A 15,903-nucleotide genomic window follows, 5' to 3' on the forward strand; every position below is an offset into this window, starting at 1 on the left:
CGGTAGCCTCGGGACATGCCCCGCACCGAGCTTCCCGTCACCGGACAGGCCCCGCCGGAGCGCGCGGACGCCGCCCGGAACCGGCGGAAGATCCTCGACGCGACCGCTCGCCTGATCGCGGAGCAGGGCCCGGCGGCCGTCACCATGAACGCCGTGGCGCACGCCGCGGGCATGGGCGTCGGCACCGTCTATCGCCGGTTCGGTGACGTGAGCCGCCTCCTGTTCGCGGTGCTCGACGACGGCGAGCAGCGCTTCCAGCAGGCGTTCATGACCGGTCCGCCGCCCCTCGGCCCCGGCGCCCCGCCCGCCGAGCGGCTGCGCGCGTTCCTCCACACGGTCGCCGACCGGGTCATCGAGCAGGGCGAGATCATGGCGGCGGCGGAGAGCGCCTCACCAGGGGCCCGCTATGAGAGCGGCGCCTATCGCACCATGCACACGCACGTGTCCATGCTGCTGCGCGAGATGAAACCCGAAGCGGACCCCGCGATCCTGGCCCATCTGCTGCTCGCGCCGTTCGTGCCGAGCCTGTTCGCGCACCTCACCGCGGAACGCGGAGTGACGAAGGAACAGATCAAGGCCGGCATCGACAGCCTGCTCGGACTGGCTCCCCCGGGGACGGCCGCCCGCGCTGTCGAGACGACCGGGGCGTGACGAACCACAGGCCGGTGCCGTACATGGCCAGCCCGAGCACGACGAAGGCGGCGGCTACCGGATAGCGCAGCCCGGGCGGCATGTACGTCGCCAGGAACCACGAGTGGCGGACCGTGTCGTTGGCCACGAAGACGGCGGCGATGATGCCCTGGGGGACCAGCGGGATGGCGCCGAAGCCGAAGCACAACCCGGCGATCGTCTTCTGCGTCGTGGACAGATGCTCGAAGCGGGACGCCATCGTCGTCTGCGGCTTGCGGCCGGTGCGCATCACGTTCAGCAGTTCCGGGCCCTGCGAACGGAGACGCCCCTCGGCGAGCAGGCCGAATCCCCAGTAGCACAGCGCGCCGGTCACGACCCCGGCGGCCACGCCGGCCCAGCCGAACCGGAGCGCCACCAGGCCTGCGGGCACGCCCGTCAGGAGCACGAGCGCCAGCATCAGATAGGCCAGCCCGGTCAGGCCGCCGTCGTCCTCACTGGTGCGCAGCGGGTTGCCCGCGCGGCGATGGGGATCGGTGCCGGGCACCAGCCCGTACACCGAGACCAGCGGCACCAGCCCGGCCGCGCCGCCCAGCAGGGCGGGCAGCAGCGCCAGGATCAGGGGCCACGGCCCGCCGGTGACAGCGGTGAACGCCACGGTCAGCACGACCGCCACCGGCGCGTGTGCCGACAGCCAGGCCAGCTGCCTGCCGCGCACGTCGCTCGCGTTCGGTGTCATCAGCGTCAGCCACAGCGCGGTGCCGTCGGTGCCGTACAGGTTGGAGGTCATGGCCGCGGCCATCACGATGAAGATCAGACCCGCGTACGGCAGCATGCCGTCCCACCCGAGGATCAGCGGGCTGGCGGCGAAGCAGACGCCGTACGACAACGCGAAGGTCAGCTGGTGGTTGCGCACCAGATCGCGCGACCAGGTGCGCAGCTCCTTTGCGACGATCGCGCCGTTGGCGGTCGCCGGCCGCATCGGCCGCCTGCCCCTCGTGGAGAGCCGCGCGGCGCCCGTACGCAGGCCGAGCAGGGCGGCCCACGCGCCCAGGAGCAGCAGCACCAGGAAGGCCAGCGCCGCGAGCGCCCACCACTGGCCCCGTACGGCCAGCAGGCCCCAGCCGGAGGGCAGATACCAGACCGCGGCGGGCACGCCGGTCTGGCCGAAGACCACGAAGAAGACCCAGACCTGGCCGAGCGCCGCCAAGATCGCGCCGTTGAGCACGCCCGAGGCGATCGCACCCGGCCGGGTGCGCAGCGCCAGCCCGACCAGCGCTACGGAAACCTTCGACAGCAGCACGAAAACCGCCAGCTGCAGCACCATCGCCGGCGCCGCCACCAGGGTGTTGACGACGCCGAGCCGGACCCCCGCGACCAGCAGCCCGAGCAGGGCGGTCAGGCTCACCAGCGGCGCCACGCCGACGAAGGCCGAGACCAGCAGCCCGGCCGCCATCCGGCGTGGTGACAGGCCCAGCAGCGAGAAGTACTCCGGACGCAGCGTCTCGTCGCCGCCGCCCATGAAGATCGGGCCGAGGATCCAGCCCAGCAGCCAGACCGCGTACCCGGCCGCCAGCGGGTCCGGGCCGATGAAGGCCAGATAGATCGTGCCCGCCGCGAGCAGCGCGCCGAGCGCCGCGCCCGTGCCCGCGGTCTGCGCCCGCGTGCCGTGAAAGGCGTGGCGCAGCATTGCGACCTTCATCCGGGCCATGGTGAGCATGGTGACCGTGGTCAGCGCGACAGCCACGACAGCTCCTTGACGCCGTTGTCCTGCTCGCCGACGAGCGCGACGAAGGTCTCCTCAAGGGAGCTCGCGCCGCGCACCTCGTCGAGCGTGCCGGCGGCGGCCACCGTCCCCTTGTCGATCACCGCGACGCGGTCGCACAACTGCTCGACCAGAGCCATGACGTGGCTGGACAGCACGATCGAGCCGCCGCCCGCGACGAAGCCGCGCAGGATCGTCTTGATCGTGGCGGCCGACACCGGGTCGACCGCTTCGAACGGCTCGTCCAGCACCAGCAGCCGCGGCGCGTGCAGCAGCGCGGTGGCCAGCCCGATCTTCTTTCGCATGCCGGTCGAATATTCGACGACGAGCGTCTTCTCCGCGCTGTCCAGCTCCAGCACGGCCAGCAGTTCCCCGGCCCGTCGCGCCACCACGTCCTTGTCCAGGCCCCGCAGCAGGCCCAGATAGGTGAGCACCTCGCGCCCCGTCAGCCGTTCGGGCATGGCCAGCCCGTCGGGCAGCACCCCGACCATGGCCTTGGCCCGCCCTGGGGCGGACCAGACGTCCTCGCCGAAGATCCTGGCGCTGCCGCCGTCGGGTCGCAGCATGCCGACGGCCATGGACAGGGTGGTGGTCTTGCCGGCGCCGTTCTGACCGACGAGCCCGAAGAAGGAGCCCTGGGGGACGCTGAGATCGATGGCGTCGGCGGCGAGTTTGTCGCCGAAACGTTTGGTCAGCCCGCTGATCTCCAGCGCTGGCGTCATGGTGTGCTCCGGGGGGCGAGGGAGAAGGTCGTGGCCGGCTCGGCGATCCGCGCGATCGACGGCTGCCGGTAGCCGAGCGTCGCGAGGGCCGTGACGGCGAGGTCGACGATCTGCGCCCTGCGGGCGTTCTCCGTGAACGTCCGCCCCGATGCCACCTTCAGGACGCTAAACGATCAATCAAGACTCCACAAGATCTAACGGCTGAAGGGCGCCCGCGGCGGGGCCGGGTTCGGCTCCCCGCCGCAGGCGCTCTTCACAGGCGCCCTTCGCGGGCGCCCTTCGGAGCTGTCCGGGCCAGGCGTATGCGGGGCCCGGCGTCAGGCGGGGGCGTCGAGGCGGGCGATCTGCTCGTCGTCGAGCTTGACGTCGGCGAGCAGCTCCTCAAGCTGGGCGACCGAGCTGACACCGACGATCGGGACGATGTCCTGCGCCCGCAGCCAGGCCAGCACGACCTGGTTGCGCGTCGCGCCGAGCTCGCCGGCCACCTCGTCCAGCACGGCCAGCCGCCGCGTGGTGCCCGGGTGGTCGTAGTGCTCGGGCAGCGGCTTGCCGGCGTACGCGCCCGCGAGCAGCGAGGTGTAGACCCACAGCGTCAGGTCGCCCTCGGAACGCACGTAGTCGAGTAGTTCCTCGGTGACCAGCGTGTGCCCGCCCTCGGGCAGCCGCACCCCGGGCCGGGGGCGGAGGTAGGAGTGGCGCAGCTGCACCTGGCTGTAGCGCGTGGCGCCACGGGCCGCCGCCAGTGAGCGGGCCCGATCCAGCCGCCACACCGCGTGGTTGCTCGCGCCCACCTCCTTGGCCTTGCCGGCGAGCACCAGTTCGTCGAAGGCGGCGACCGTCTCCTCAAGCGGCGCGGACCTGTCGTCGATGTGCGCCCAGTAAACGTCCACGTGATCGGTGCCGAGCCGCCGCAGGCTGCCGTCGATCGCGGCCCGTACCACGCCGGCGGACAGGCCCTCGGCGGCGTCGAGCGTACGGGCGCCGGGCACGGACGGGCGGGCGCCGCACTTGGTGCTGATCACCACCTGGTCCCGGTTGCGCCGGGAGGCGAGCCACCGGCCGATGGTGGTCTCGCTCTCGTCGCCGGTCGCGCCGTCCAGCCAGAACGGGTAGTTGTTGGCCGTGTCGAGGATCGTTCCGCCGCTTTCGACGAAGCGGTCGAGGATGGCGAACGACGTCGCCTCGTCCACGGTGGTCCCGAAGGGGATCGTCCCCAGAGCGATTCTCATGCCGACCACCTTGCCGCCTGGAGCGCACTCCAGCACAAGCGGCTTTCAGCGGCGGCGGGTGAGGGCCTTGCGGCCGCGCGCCACGATGGTCTCGACGTCCGTCAGGTCGCTCATGTCGTGGGCCCTTGCCAGCGCCTCCTTCGCGGCGTCGTAGGCGTCCAGGACCGCGTTCCAGTCCACCTCGCCGTTCCAGTTGACCTCGCCGTTCCGGTCCGACAGGCTGTCGATCTCCTCGCCCAGCCGGGTCACGTTCTCCTCCTGGATCCGTCTGGCCTCCTCGAACCGGACCGCTCTCTCGGCGGCCCGCTCCCTCACGGCTCTCCTCCGCCGCACCTTCGCAGCGGTCAGCCCGGCGGCGATCCAGAAGACGGCCAGCCCGGCGATGCCGAAGAAGATCAGCCAGCCGATGGACATGCGGCTGGAGGACCCCGACAGGTCGATGTCCTCGGCGAAGTCCTGGTTCAGCCCGGTGACCTCGGCGCCCTCGAAGGTGGCGCCCCGCAGCTCCGCGTCGCTGAGATCGGCGTCGGTCAACACGGCATTGCGGAAGACCGCGTCCCGATATGTGCCGTGGTGGAGGTACGCCCGGTCCATCCTGGCGCCGGTGAAGTCGGCCTGGTCGGCCGTGACGCTGTTCATCTCCGCATCACGGAGATCGGCGCCTGCGAATACGGCCTGGGTCAGGGTGGCGCTGCCGAGCGCCGCGCCCGACAGGCCGGCCCCGGACAGGTTCGCCCCCGCGAGGTCGGCGCTGCCCAGCTTGGCCCGCCACAGGCGCGCGCCCCGCAGGTCCGCGCCCTTCGCCGAACGGAGGCTCGCCCCGGCGGCGGAAACGTCACGGAGGATCGCCCGGTCGAGCCTGACCCCCGTCAGGTCGACGCCGTCCAGCGTGGCGCCGGTCAGGTCGGCGCAGCTCAGGTCGTCGGGGAAGTCCGCCACCGAGGTCAGGTCCCAGCCCCGGTAGTCCTGACCGCTGCCGGGCCTGCACGCGCGGTCCGGCGCCGGCAGGAACCGGGGGACGCCCTTGCTCCCGGTGAGCCGGGCGTCCCTGACGTCCCGCAGGTCGGCCCCGGTGAGGTCAGCCCCTCTGAAGTCCGCCCCGGTCATCACCGACTCGTACAACTGCGCGCCGCTGAGATCCGCCTGCCGCAGGACGGTCCTGACGAAGGTGGCGCCGTAGAGCCTGGCCTTCGCCGCCTTGACCCGGGTGAGGTCGGCCCGGCGCATGTCCGCGCCGTAGGCGGCGGCGTCGGTCAGATCGACGCCGACCAGCTTCGCGTCGTCGAACTGCGCGTCGTACGTCTTGGCCCGCGCCATCGTGGCCCCGCTCAGGTCGGCCCCCTCGAAGTGCGCGTAGTAGGGCAAGGAGTCGTCCATCGTCGCCCCGCGCAGGTCGCTGCCGCGCAGGTCCGCGTAGTAGAGCTCGGCCTCGGACAGGTCGGCCTTGCGCAGCCTGGCCCCGGCCATCTGCGCGTACCCGAGGTGGGCCCCCTTGAGTGAGGCACCGGTCAGATCGGCCCCGATGAGCGGGACCCGCACGGTCAGGCCGTCGAGCCTGGCGCGCCGCAGGTCCGCGCAGGACAGGTCGGCGGGCAGCGTCATCCGGGTGAGGTCCTTGCCGGCGAGGTGCGGGCCGCTTCCCGGACGGCAGGGGAGGTGGTCGCCGGGCGTCGCCGCGGCCGCGGGGACCGTCGGGGCCGACAACAGAACCGCGGCGGAGAGGGTCACCGAAACGGCGATCGAGCGGGGGATGCCGGGCATTTCTCACTGGCTCCATCGGGGACGCCGCCCGGACGCTCCCCGGGGAGACGCGGGCAAAGGATCGTAGGTGGCACGACCCGTTATAAATCCCCGGGTTGCGATCCACTTGCGAAGCGCCTACAGAAGGCGCGATGTGACAGGATCAAAGGCGTGGCCGAGTACACACCTGGACAAGTCGTCGAGGAGACCGGTTTCAGCCTCGACACCCTTCGGTACTACGAGCGGATCGGTTTGCTGGAGCCGGTGGGCCGCAACGCGGCGGGTCAGCGGCGGTTCAGCGAGGACGACGTGAGCTGGCTCGGCATGGTCCGCTGCCTGCGCGACACCGGCATGCCGATCGCCGAGATGCTGCGCTTCGCCCAGCTCGTACGGCAGGGCGAGCACACCGTCGCGGATCGGATCGCACTGCTGGAGGAGCACGACCGGAAGGTCGAGGCCCAGATCGCCGACCTGAGCCAGAAGCAGGGCGCGATCCAGCGGAAGATCCAGTACTACAAGGACGTGCTCACCATGCGCGACATGCTCCCCGGCCGCGAGCCGGCCTCCTGACCACCCGCGCTCGACCATCCGGGTCTGCCCGGCCCGCGCCTGACCACATGCGCCTGCCCGGCCGCGCCTGCCCGGCCCGCGCGTCGTGAGCGGGCCCGGCAGGGCGGATCGAGCAGGCGGCTCGGGCCGGCGGGTCGAGTAGGTGGCTTGGGCCTGGTGGCTCAGGCCGAGCGGTAGGCCTCGGCCTGGAGGTTGTAGAGCTCGGCGTAGAGGCCGTCGAGGGCCATCAGCTCCTCATGCGTGCCGTGCTCGTGGACCTTGCCGTGGTCGAGCACATAGATGCGGTCGGCGTAGCGGACGCTGGCGAGACGGTGGGTGATGAGCAGCACGGTCCGGCCGTCGGCGTGCTGCCTGATCCGCTCGAACAACGCGTGCTCCGCCCTGGCGTCGAGGGCGGCCGTCGGCTCGTCGCAGATCAGCAGGGGCGCGTCCCGGTAGAACCCGCGGGCCACCGCGATCCGCTGCCACTGCCCGCCCGACAGCTCGTGGCCGTTCTTGAACCGCCGGTCGAGCAGCGTGCGGTAGCCGTACGGGAGCTCGGCGATGACCTGGTCGGCGCCGGCGACCTCGGCGGCGCGGGTCACCGCGGTCTCGCCCTTCTCCATGCCCATCGTGATGTTGTGGCGGGCGGTCAGCGGCCACCGCGTGTGGTCCTGCGCGATGACCGCGATCCTGCGGCGCAGGCTGTCGGGATCGACCTCGGCGAGGTCGACGTCATCCCACCGGACGCGGCCGCCGTCCGGCTCGTAGAGCCCGGCGAGGATCTTGGCGAGGGTCGTCTTGCCCGAGCCGTTCTCGCCGACGAGGGCCACGACCTCCCCGCGCTCGATGCGGACCGACACCCCGCGCAGGGCGGGGGCCGGCGCGGCGGGATAGGAGAAGGTGACCTCCTCGACCGTGATGCGGCCGAAGTCGTCGGGGGCCGTCCGGTCGCGGGGCGGCCGCATGCGGCCCTCGGCGTGCTCCACGAAGTCCAGGAAGTCGGTGAAGTAGAGGCCCTCCTCGTAGAGCCGGTTCGTCGCGAACATGAAGTTCGACAGCGAGGTCTGCCCGGACCTGATGGCCAGCACCGCGGTGCCGGCCACCGCGAGGGGCACCGCGCCCGCCGCGAGCAGCAGGCCGAGCGCGACGTAGACCATGCCCTGTCCGAGGCCGCCCAGCGCCTCGCCGAGGACGCGGGCGACGGTCTGCCGCCGCGCGAGGTCGAGCATGACCCGCTGCTCGCCCCGGGCGACCGCGTCGAACATCCGCAGCAGGAAGCCGCGCATGGTGAACGTGCGGACCTCGGCCGCGGTGTCCTTGTCCGCCAGCAGTTCCTCGATGATCCACTTGCGCCGTCTGGCGGGGACGAGCACCAGGGCGGTCGTGTAGCGCATCCGCGCGGCCCGGACGGCCGCCCAGGCGTCGGGGACGACCGCGAGCAGCAGCAGCGGCAGCAGCACGGGATGCAGCACGCCCAGCACACCCGCCGCGGCAACGATGCCGACCAGGCCCGCCAGCGTGTCGATGGCGGTGCTCACGACCATCTCGGCCATCTGCATGCCGCGCATGCGGGCCCGCTGCAGCGCGTCGTGAAACTCGGGATCGTCGAAGCAGACGAGGTCGACCTGGCTGGTCAGGGTGTAGAGGCGCTCTTCCGTGATCCGGCTGACCTGCGGTTCGAGCCTGGACTGGGCCCAGCCCGCGCCTGCCTGCAGGGCCGTGCGCGCGGTGGCGGCCAGGCCCACGAGCAGCAGGCTGGGCAGCGCGGCGCGGATCCGATCCGGAGTCGGGCCCGACTGGAAGAGGGCGGTCAGCACGCCCGTCGTGGCGAGCAGGCCGAAGGCGGTGAAGACGCCGCCGAGAGTGCTGAGCGTGACCGTGGCCACCGTGTCGCGGGGACTCGCCTCCCAGGCGATGCCCAGCGCCTGCCGGATCAGCCGGGGCAGCCGCCGCGCGACCGTGAGGAAGCCCAGCCCCGCCATCGTGCCGTAGTGTCGTGCCCATTGCGGAGACTCGACGTCCGCCATGTCCGGCAGGTCGTCCTCCGACAGATGATCAGATCCCCCCTGGTGTGTGACCGTCATGTCAGCAGTGTGAGCGGGCGGGGCGACAATTTCGCGGGCCCCGATCACGCCGATCGCTTTGACGCACGTCCCTAACACCTCGCCATGGCCCGTATGCAGAGACGTTATCTGCACAAACTTGACGACGTGCCGGTGAAAGTGGGTTGATTGGGGCCTGCTGACAACGTTGTCAGCCATATGTGTCTTCGGGGGCCCGAAATCCTCGTGAATAGCCTGAAGGGAATGTTGCGATGAGACGACGGTGGATGGCGGCCGTCGCGGTCTCTGTTGCAGGTCTGCTCACTCTTTCCGCCTGTGGCGGCGGTGACAAGCAGGAGAGCGGAGGCGGTCAGGCCGCGCATAAGGTCGAGGTCTTCTCGTGGTGGACGGGCCCCGGTGAGGCCGACGGCCTCAAGGCGATGCGTGAGATCTTCGCCAAGCAGAACCCGAACTTCGAGTTCTTCGACGCCGCCGTGGCAGGTGGCTCAGGCGACCAGGCCCGCGCGCTGCTGTCGAGCAAGCTGCAGGCCAACCAGCCCCCGGACACCTTCCAGGGCCACGCCGGCGCCGAGCTCCAGGGCTACATCAAGAGCGGCAAGCTTGAGTCGCTGAACTTCCTGTACGACGAGCTGAAGCTCAAGGAAGTCTTCCCGCAGCAGCTCATCGACCAGATCTCGGTGCAGGGCCAGGTCTACTCCGTGCCGGTGAACATCCACCGGTCGAACGTGCTGTGGTTCAACCCCTCGGTCCTCAAGGGCGCCGGCATCGACGGCGCGCCGAAGACCATCGAGGAGTTCATCACCGACCTCGACAAGGTCAAGAAGTCCGGGAAGATCCCGCTGTCGATCGGCTCGCAGTGGACCCTGGTGCACCTGCTCGAGTCCGTGCTGCTCGGCTCGCTCGGCACCGACGCCTACAACGCCCTGTGGACCGCCAACGCCGACTGGTCCAACGCGAACGTGACCAAGGCGCTGGAGAACTTCAAGACCATCCTGTCGTACGCCGGCAGCCCGCAGGACGACTGGCAGCCGGCGGCCAAGCAGGTCGCCGACGGCGAGGCGGCCTTCAACATCATGGGCGACTGGGCCTACGGCTACTTCCACAACCCGCCGGAGGGCGGCCTCGGCAAGGAGTCGCACAAGGACTTCGACTGGGCCGCGTCGCCGGGCACGGACGGCACCTTCATGTGGCTGTCCGACAGCTTCACCCTGCCGAAGGGCGCGCCCAACCGCGACGGCGCGATCGCGTGGCTGAAGGTGGCCGCCGGCAAGGAGGGCCAGGACGCCTTCAACCCGCTGAAGGGCTCGATCCCGGCCCGCAAGGACGCCGACCAGTCCCTCTACAAGGACTACCTGTCGTGGGACCTGGAGCAGTGGGCGAGCGACAAGCTGGCCGGCTCGATCCAGCACGGCGTCGTCGCCAACGACCAGTGGCGTCAGGCCATCACCGACGCGGTCGGCCTGTTCCAGCAGGACAACGACGTCGCCAAGTTCCAGCAGGCGCTGGTCGCGGCGGCCAAGAACAGCGGCCAGTGAGCTGATCTCCTCGTACGGCCCACGCTGGGTCCACAACGGCGTGGGCCGTACTTGACTTCTGAGAGGTACAAGTGACGCGGGTGCGCAGATGGCTGCCCGGGCTACTCCTGGTGTCGCCGTCGATCATCCTCATCGCGGTCTTCGTGTACGGCCTGCTGGGCTGGAACTTCAAGCTCGCCATGACCGACAAGCACGACGAGATCGCGGAGATCCCCGGCAACTTCGTCGGGCTGGAGAACTTCACCGGCATCTGGAGCGAGGAGCGCTGGGGCCTTTCGGTCCGGCACGCGATCGTCTTCACCCTGGTCTTCGTCGGCGGCGCCCTCGTCCTCGGCTGGTTCCTCGCCTTCCTGATGGAGAAGGGCATCCGGGCGGAGAGCGGCTTCCGCGCCGTTTATCTGTTCCCGATGGCCGTCTCCTTCATCGCCACCGGCGTGGTCTGGCGGTGGCTGATGAACAGCGCGACGGGTGAGCAGGCGGTCGGGCTCAACCGGCTCTTCCACTATGTGGGGCTCGATTTCCTGCAGTGGCAGTGGTTCCGCGATCCCGGCTGGGGAATGGCCGCCATGGCGATCCCGGCGATCTGGCAGATGTCCGGATACATCATGGCGTTGTTCCTCGCCGGGTTCCGGGGCGTACCGGAAGAGCTGCGCGAGGCCGCCCGGGTGGACGGCTGCAGCGAGTGGGGGGTCTACCGCCACGTGGTGCTGCCGATGCTGCGCCCGGTGACGCTGTCCGCGCTGATCATCCTCGGCCACATCTCGCTCAAGGTCTTCGACCTCGTCGTCGCGGTGTCGGGCAAGCAGATCATCACCGACGTGCCCGCGACGTTCATGTGGACGGCGGTCTACGACTCGCACGACCCGGCGAAGGGCGCGACGATCGCCTCCTACATCGTGCTGTCCGTCGCCGTCTTCGTCGTTCCCTACCTGATCTGGGACGCCCGTAAGGGGAAGCGCTCATGACCGCGCACGTCGCCGAGAAGGCCCCGCGTACGGCGCCCGCCGCCCCGGCCCGCGACAAGGGCCGGGCGGGCAAGTGGGTGCGGCTCGTCCTGTTGCTGCTGTTCGTCCTGGTCTTCCTGATCCCGGTCTACGTGCTGCTGGTCACGAGCTTCAAGCCGCTGACCGAGGCCGACCCCACCCAGGCGTGGAACCTCCCCAAGGTGTGGACGACCGAGGCGTGGAGCGTCGCCTGGGAGAAGCTCGAACCCGGCATCGTCAACAGCTTCCTGCTCGCGGTGCCCGGTTCGCTGATCTCCGCCGCCCTCGGGGCGCTGAACGGGTACGTGCTGTCGAAGTGGCGTTTCCCCGGCGCCGACGTGCTGTTCACGCTGTTCCTGTTCGGCATGTTCATCCCCTACCAGGGCGTGATGATCCCGCTGGTGCAGCTCATGGTGAACGTGGGCGACACCCTCGGCGTCCAGCTGTACGGCGGCATCCCGGGCCTGGTCCTCGCCCACGTGGTGTACGGCATCCCGATCTGCACGCTGATCTTCCGCAACTACTACGTCACGATCCCGGACGAGCTGATCGAGGCGTCCCGCGTCGACGGCGCGGGGATGCTGCGGACGCTCTGGTCGATCGTGCTGCCGGTCTCCGGCCCGGCGTTCGCCGTGGTGATCATCTGGCAGTTCACCTCGATGTGGAACGACTTCCTGTTCGCGGTCTTCCTCACCGGGCCGAGCTCCTGGCCGACCACGGTCATGCTCAACAACATCGCGGGCGCCGTGACCACGCCGTACAGCCAGCAGATGGCGGCGGCCATCCTGGCGTCCATCCCCACGATGATCATCTACGTGCTGCTCGGCAGGTTCTTCATGCGCGGCCTCATGGCAGGCGCGCTCAAGGGCTGAGTTCAGGAGGTTCAGGAGGCTCAGGAGGCTCAGGAGGCTCAGGAGTTTCAGGAGTCGAGGCGGCCGGCCACCAGCGCGTCCCCGAGAGGGGTGCGCCGATAGAGGACCTGCCGCCCGACCCGGGCGCCGGCGACGAGCCCGGCCGCGCGCAGCGCGGTCAGGTGGCCGCCGGCCGTGCCGAGCGCCAGCCCGAGGCGGGCGGCGAGCTGCGTGGTGGTCGCCGGGGTCTCCAGCTCGGTCAGGATCCGGGCCCGCGACCTGCCGACCAGCCCGGCGAGCGCCGCCGCGCCGCCCGCCCGCGGCTGCGCCGCCGCCACTCCGCGCGCCGGATACACCAGCGCGTACGGCCACGCCTCGTCGAGGTAGGCGATGACCTTGCGGACGAAGAGGCTGGGCAGGAACAGCAGGCCACGGCCGCCGAGCCGGTGCCGTTCGTCCCGGCCGCCGGGGGCCGCCACGTCGATGCGGGCCGCCGCCGGCCGCCAGCGGACCCGCGGGCCGAGGTCGTCGAGCGCCGCCGCCCAGCCGTACGTCGCCAGCCGCCCGGCCCGCTGGATCACGTCGCGCTCCAGGATCGCCCGGAAGCGGGGCCACTGCGGCGCGACCAGCTCGGCCCAGGTGCGTTCGAGCCCGTCGGCCAGCAACGCGACCACGTCGTCGTCCTCCAGCACCTTCATGATCTCGGCGGACGGCGGCGGCCGCCCGTCCAGTGACATCGCGATCTCGGCCCGGGCCCGCTCCAGGGGCGTGGCCCGCATCGCCGCGATCTCCTCGGCGAAGGCGACGTCGGGCCCGGTGGGCGGCGGCGCGATGAAGTCGGCGATGTAGGCGCCGTGCCGGAACAGCGCGACCATCGCGCGCGCTCCCGGGCTGCCGGAGAGCAGCCGCGCGAACCGGGGGCGCGCCGTCGCGGCCCAGGACGCATGCGCGCCCGCCTGCATCCGCCCCGACAGCATCCACATCGCGTGCATGGTCTCGTTGAGCGGGGAGATCGCGAAGCGGCTGGCGGCGATGTCCTGCGGGCTCACCTCGATCCGATACACATCCGCCACCCTTCGGCCATTCCCGAAACGTTAGCGCCCCCGCAGGCCGTGCGCCGAGCATGGGCGCCGGGAGGTGGGCCGTGACCGAGGCCGCGAACCAGTCTGTGAGCCAGGCTGCGAACGAGACCGCGAACGAGACCGCGAACGAGACCGCGAACCGGGCCGCGCATCAGGAGAGGTCGACGTTCCGGGCGTGCTTCGGCGTCGCGGAGTTCCGTGTGCTGTTCGGCAGCCAGCTTCTGCTGGTCCTGGGCGACACGGTGAAGATGCTCGCGTTCTCCGTGCTCGTCTACGCGCGTACGGGGTCGCCCGGGCTGGCCGCGCTGGCGTACATGATCGGGTTCCTGCCGCAGGTGGCGGGCGGGATGCTCCTGCTGTCGCTCGCCGACCGGTGGCGGCCACGGGCCCTCATGGTCGCGGGCGACCTCCTGCGGGTGGCCACGTGCCTGGTGCTCAGCGTCGGCGACCTGCCTATCGCGGTCATGCTGGCGCTGGTGTTCGCGGCGGGCGTGCCCACGCCGCTGTTCTCGGCCGCTCGGGCAGCCGTGCTGCCCGATGTGCTCGCAGGGGACGCGTACGTGCTCGGCCGCGCCGTGTTCACCACGACCTCGGCGGGCGCGCAGGTCGCCGGCCTGGCCGTCGGCGGGGGCCTGCTCGCCGTGACCGGCGCGCACCGGGCGCTGCTGATCACCGCCGCGCTCTCGCTGGGCAGTGCGGCGCTGACCCGGTGGGGCCTGCGCGACCGCCCGGCACGCTCCGCCCGCGCCGCTGGCGCCGGTGGTCCGGCCGGCCCCGCTGGTCCGGCTGGTCCCAGGGGTTCGGCCGGCGCCGCCGGTCCCGCTCGCACCGGCCGCCCCGCGCGTCGGGATCGCGCCGGCTCCGCGCCACAGGCGGGCGCCGTACGGACGACGCTGCGGGTCAACCGGGCGCTGCTGGCCGACCGGGCCGTCCGGGGGTTGCTGCTGGCCGGGTGGCTGCCGCCGATGCTCTCGGTTGGCGCGGAGGCCGTCTACGTGCCCTATCTCACTGGTGAGGGATCGGCGTGGGGCGCGGGGGTCGTGCTGGCCGCCGCGGCGGCGGGCATGGGCGTGGGGGAGTTCGCGGTCGGCAGGTTCGCCCCGCCCGCCGTCCGGGAACGGCTGACCGTCCCGCTGGCGCTCCTGCTGGGCGCCCCGCTGCTCGGGTTCGCGGCCCGCCCGGGGGTCGCCGGGGCTGCGGCGCTGGCCGCCCTGGCCGCGGCGGGGCTCGCCTACAACCTGGGGCTCCAGCAACGGTTCCTCGATGCGGTTCCCGAGAGCGTGCGCGGGCAGGCGTTCGGCCTGCAGACCTCCGGGTTGATGACCGCCCAGGCGCTGGGCGCCGCCGCCGTGGGCGCCGTCGCCGAGCTCGTGCCCGCCCATCTCGCCATCGCGCTGTCGGGCTGCGGCGTGATCGCCGTCGTGCTCGCGCTGCGCGGTGACCTCCGTCGTGACCTGCCTGGTGACCTGCCTGGTGACCTGCCTGGTGACCTGCCTGGTGATCGGCCTGGTGACCTGCCTGGTGATCGGCAGGGTGATCCGCGCGGTGCTGTGGGCGCTGATCTGCGCGACGGTCCGTCCGGGCGGGTCAGCCCACCGCGCGGAGAGGAGGGCGCTCGCCCGAGCCCCGCGGAACCAGCCGCGTAGCCAGCTCGATCCTGCTGGTCGGCTCCTCGTTCCCGGCCAGGCGCATGAACAGCAGGTCGGCGGCCGTACGGCCGAGCCGGGCGGGATCCTGGGCCACCACGGTGATGCCCAGCAGGTCGGCCAGTTCGAAGTCGTCGAACCCCACCAGGGCGAGGCCGCCCGCGGCGCCCGCGTCGGCGGCGTGGGTGAGCGACGCCAGCGCACGCAGGATCTCCACGGTGGCGCGGCCGTTGCCGGCGAACAACGCGGTCGGCGGGTCGGACGCCGTGAGCAGCCGCGTCAGGTCGGCCCGCATCCGCGCCGGGTCCGGCGGCCCCATGACGACCAGGCCCTCGTCGTACGGCAGGCCCGCGGCGGCCAGCGCCTGCCGGTAGCCGCGCAACCGTTCGCCGGCCGTGAAGATGCCGGGGGCGTCGCCGAGGAAGGCGATGCGGCGGTGGCCGTGCGCGATCAGGTGGGCCGTGCCCGTCCGGGCCCCGCCCACGTTGTCGCACAGGACGGTGTCCGCCTCGCATCCCGCGCCCGGCGGCCGATCGGCGAAGACCGCCTTGATCCCGGCGTCGAACTCGGGCGCGAGATAGCCGTGGTCGTTCCCCGCCGGCACGATGATCAGCCCGTCCACGCGGCGGGCGCAGAAGGCGAGCACGAGATCGCGCTCGCGGTCGGCGTCCTCTTGGGACGAGCCGGTGAACAGCAGATAGCCGTGGTGCAGCGCGGCGTCCTCGACGGCGCGGTTGAGGCTGGAATAGAAGGCGTCGGCCACGTCCTCGATCACCAGGCCGATGCTCGCCGTACGGCCCCGGCGCAGGATCCGCGCGCTGTCGTTGCGGCGGTAGCCGAGGCGCTCGATCGCCGCCTGCACGCGGCTCGCGGTCGCGGCGTTGACGCCGGGCTCGTTGTTGACGACGCGGGAGACGGTCTTGAGTGCCACACCGGCCGCGGCGGCCACGTCGTTCATGGTCGGACGGCCGCGTCTCGTCTCTACCACGCAGGGATCATCTCCCATTTCACGGCCCTAGACAACGTTGTCAGTATTCTGGTGAGAGTTGGTCGCTTTTGTGGGGATGTGGGGGCGGTTCGGGGGCCTTGGGAACGCAGGGCACGTGGG

Annotated in this window: 14 protein-coding genes; 6 read left to right on the forward strand and 8 right to left on the reverse strand. The window is 71.5% G+C overall.

Annotated features, from left to right (window positions below):
* Positions 1-15: 15 nt before the first annotated feature.
* Entirely contained in the window at positions 16-651 is a 636-nt protein-coding gene (locus FLX08_RS07085) for a TetR/AcrR family transcriptional regulator (protein WP_142617405.1), read from the forward strand.
* Here the strand turns inward: FLX08_RS07085 and FLX08_RS07090 are convergent.
* The 5 genes from FLX08_RS07090 to FLX08_RS41945 all read right to left on the reverse strand — a co-directional run bounded on the left by FLX08_RS07090 (position 572) and on the right by FLX08_RS41945 (position 6,104).
* Positions 572-2,374 carry a hypothetical protein gene (locus FLX08_RS07090; protein ID WP_142617406.1) on the reverse strand — a complete coding sequence of 601 codons (1,803 nt, stop codon included), beginning with the start codon at positions 2,372-2,374 and terminating at the stop codon, positions 572-574. The two genes, FLX08_RS07085 and FLX08_RS07090, sit on opposite strands and share 80 nt — an antisense overlap.
* Positions 2,359-3,114: an ABC transporter ATP-binding protein gene (locus FLX08_RS07095; protein ID WP_142617407.1), complete on the reverse strand. Its 756-nt coding sequence runs from the start codon at positions 3,112-3,114 to the stop codon at positions 2,359-2,361. Before FLX08_RS07095 ends, FLX08_RS07090 begins: the two co-directional genes overlap by 16 nt.
* On the reverse strand, positions 3,111-3,269 hold the full coding sequence (locus FLX08_RS40450) for a hypothetical protein (RefSeq protein WP_167530301.1): 159 nt from the start codon (positions 3,267-3,269) through the stop codon (positions 3,111-3,113). Before FLX08_RS40450 ends, FLX08_RS07095 begins: the two co-directional genes overlap by 4 nt.
* 162 nt (positions 3,270-3,431) lie before the next feature.
* Positions 3,432-4,343: an aldo/keto reductase gene (locus FLX08_RS07100; protein ID WP_142617408.1), complete on the reverse strand. Its 912-nt coding sequence runs from the start codon at positions 4,341-4,343 to the stop codon at positions 3,432-3,434.
* A gap of 45 nt (positions 4,344-4,388) precedes the next feature.
* Positions 4,389-6,104, reverse strand: a complete 1,716-nt coding sequence (locus tag FLX08_RS41945; RefSeq protein ID WP_142617409.1) for a pentapeptide repeat-containing protein — start codon at positions 6,102-6,104, stop codon at positions 4,389-4,391.
* A 150-nt stretch (positions 6,105-6,254) separates the two neighbouring features.
* On the opposite strand from FLX08_RS41945, the gene FLX08_RS07110 reads away from it, so the two are divergent.
* Positions 6,255-6,653: a MerR family transcriptional regulator gene (locus FLX08_RS07110; RefSeq protein WP_142617410.1), complete on the forward strand. Its 399-nt coding sequence runs from the start codon at positions 6,255-6,257 to the stop codon at positions 6,651-6,653.
* A gap of 161 nt (positions 6,654-6,814) precedes the next feature.
* Here the strand turns inward: FLX08_RS07110 and FLX08_RS07115 are convergent, their stop codons facing one another.
* Entirely contained in the window at positions 6,815-8,719 is a 1,905-nt protein-coding gene (locus FLX08_RS07115) for an ABC transporter ATP-binding protein (RefSeq protein ID WP_142617411.1), read from the reverse strand.
* Between the two features lie 230 nt (positions 8,720-8,949).
* Between FLX08_RS07115 and FLX08_RS07120 the strand changes: the two genes are divergently transcribed.
* The 3 genes from FLX08_RS07120 (at position 8,950) to FLX08_RS07130 (ending at position 12,088) form a co-directional block, all read left to right on the forward strand.
* Complete coding sequence (locus FLX08_RS07120; protein ID WP_142617412.1) at positions 8,950-10,233, forward strand: ABC transporter substrate-binding protein; 1,284 nt, start codon at positions 8,950-8,952, stop codon at positions 10,231-10,233.
* A gap of 80 nt (positions 10,234-10,313) precedes the next feature.
* Entirely contained in the window at positions 10,314-11,198 is an 885-nt protein-coding gene (locus FLX08_RS07125; RefSeq protein ID WP_341874316.1) for a carbohydrate ABC transporter permease, read from the forward strand.
* On the forward strand, positions 11,195-12,088 hold the full coding sequence (locus FLX08_RS07130; RefSeq protein WP_142617414.1) for a carbohydrate ABC transporter permease: 894 nt from the start codon (positions 11,195-11,197) through the stop codon (positions 12,086-12,088). Before FLX08_RS07125 ends, FLX08_RS07130 begins: the two co-directional genes overlap by 4 nt.
* A gap of 47 nt (positions 12,089-12,135) precedes the next feature.
* Here the strand turns inward: FLX08_RS07130 and FLX08_RS07135 are convergent, their stop codons facing one another.
* Positions 12,136-13,131, reverse strand: a complete 996-nt coding sequence (locus FLX08_RS07135) for an ArsR/SmtB family transcription factor (protein ID WP_244312467.1) — start codon at positions 13,129-13,131, stop codon at positions 12,136-12,138.
* 80 nt (positions 13,132-13,211) lie between these two features.
* Here FLX08_RS07135 and FLX08_RS07140 point away from each other — a divergent pair, with 80 nt between their 5' ends.
* On the forward strand, positions 13,212-14,795 hold the full coding sequence (locus FLX08_RS07140) for an MFS transporter (protein ID WP_244312468.1): 1,584 nt from the start codon (positions 13,212-13,214) through the stop codon (positions 14,793-14,795).
* Here the strand turns inward: FLX08_RS07140 and FLX08_RS07145 are convergent.
* On the reverse strand, positions 14,737-15,783 hold the full coding sequence (locus tag FLX08_RS07145) for a LacI family DNA-binding transcriptional regulator (RefSeq protein WP_244312469.1): 1,047 nt from the start codon (positions 15,781-15,783) through the stop codon (positions 14,737-14,739). The genes FLX08_RS07140 and FLX08_RS07145 overlap by 59 nt on opposite strands.
* Positions 15,784-15,903 lie beyond the last annotated feature (120 nt).

Origin of the sequence: Microbispora hainanensis, assembly GCF_006874475.1 — a bacterium.
Lineage (GTDB): Bacteria > Actinomycetota > Actinomycetes > Streptosporangiales > Streptosporangiaceae > Microbispora > Microbispora hainanensis.

Excerpts from the sequence above, each read along its gene's own strand:
- FLX08_RS07095 (WP_142617407.1), bottom strand. The coding sequence starts at position 3,114 with ATGACGCCAGCGCTGGAGATCAGCGGGCTGACCAAACGTTTCGGCGAC.
- FLX08_RS07120 (WP_142617412.1), top strand. The coding sequence starts at position 8,950 with ATGAGACGACGGTGGATGGCGGCCGTCGCGGTCTCTGTTGCAGGTCTG.
- FLX08_RS07130 (WP_142617414.1), top strand. The coding sequence starts at position 11,195 with ATGACCGCGCACGTCGCCGAGAAGGCCCCGCGTACGGCGCCCGCCGCC.
- FLX08_RS07085 (WP_142617405.1), top strand. The coding sequence starts at position 16 with ATGCCCCGCACCGAGCTTCCCGTCACCGGACAGGCCCCGCCGGAGCGC.
- FLX08_RS07115 (WP_142617411.1), bottom strand. The coding sequence starts at position 8,719 with ATGACGGTCACACACCAGGGGGGATCTGATCATCTGTCGGAGGACGAC.
- FLX08_RS41945 (WP_142617409.1), bottom strand. The coding sequence starts at position 6,104 with ATGCCCGGCATCCCCCGCTCGATCGCCGTTTCGGTGACCCTCTCCGCC.
- FLX08_RS07100 (WP_142617408.1), bottom strand. The coding sequence starts at position 4,343 with ATGAGAATCGCTCTGGGGACGATCCCCTTCGGGACCACCGTGGACGAG.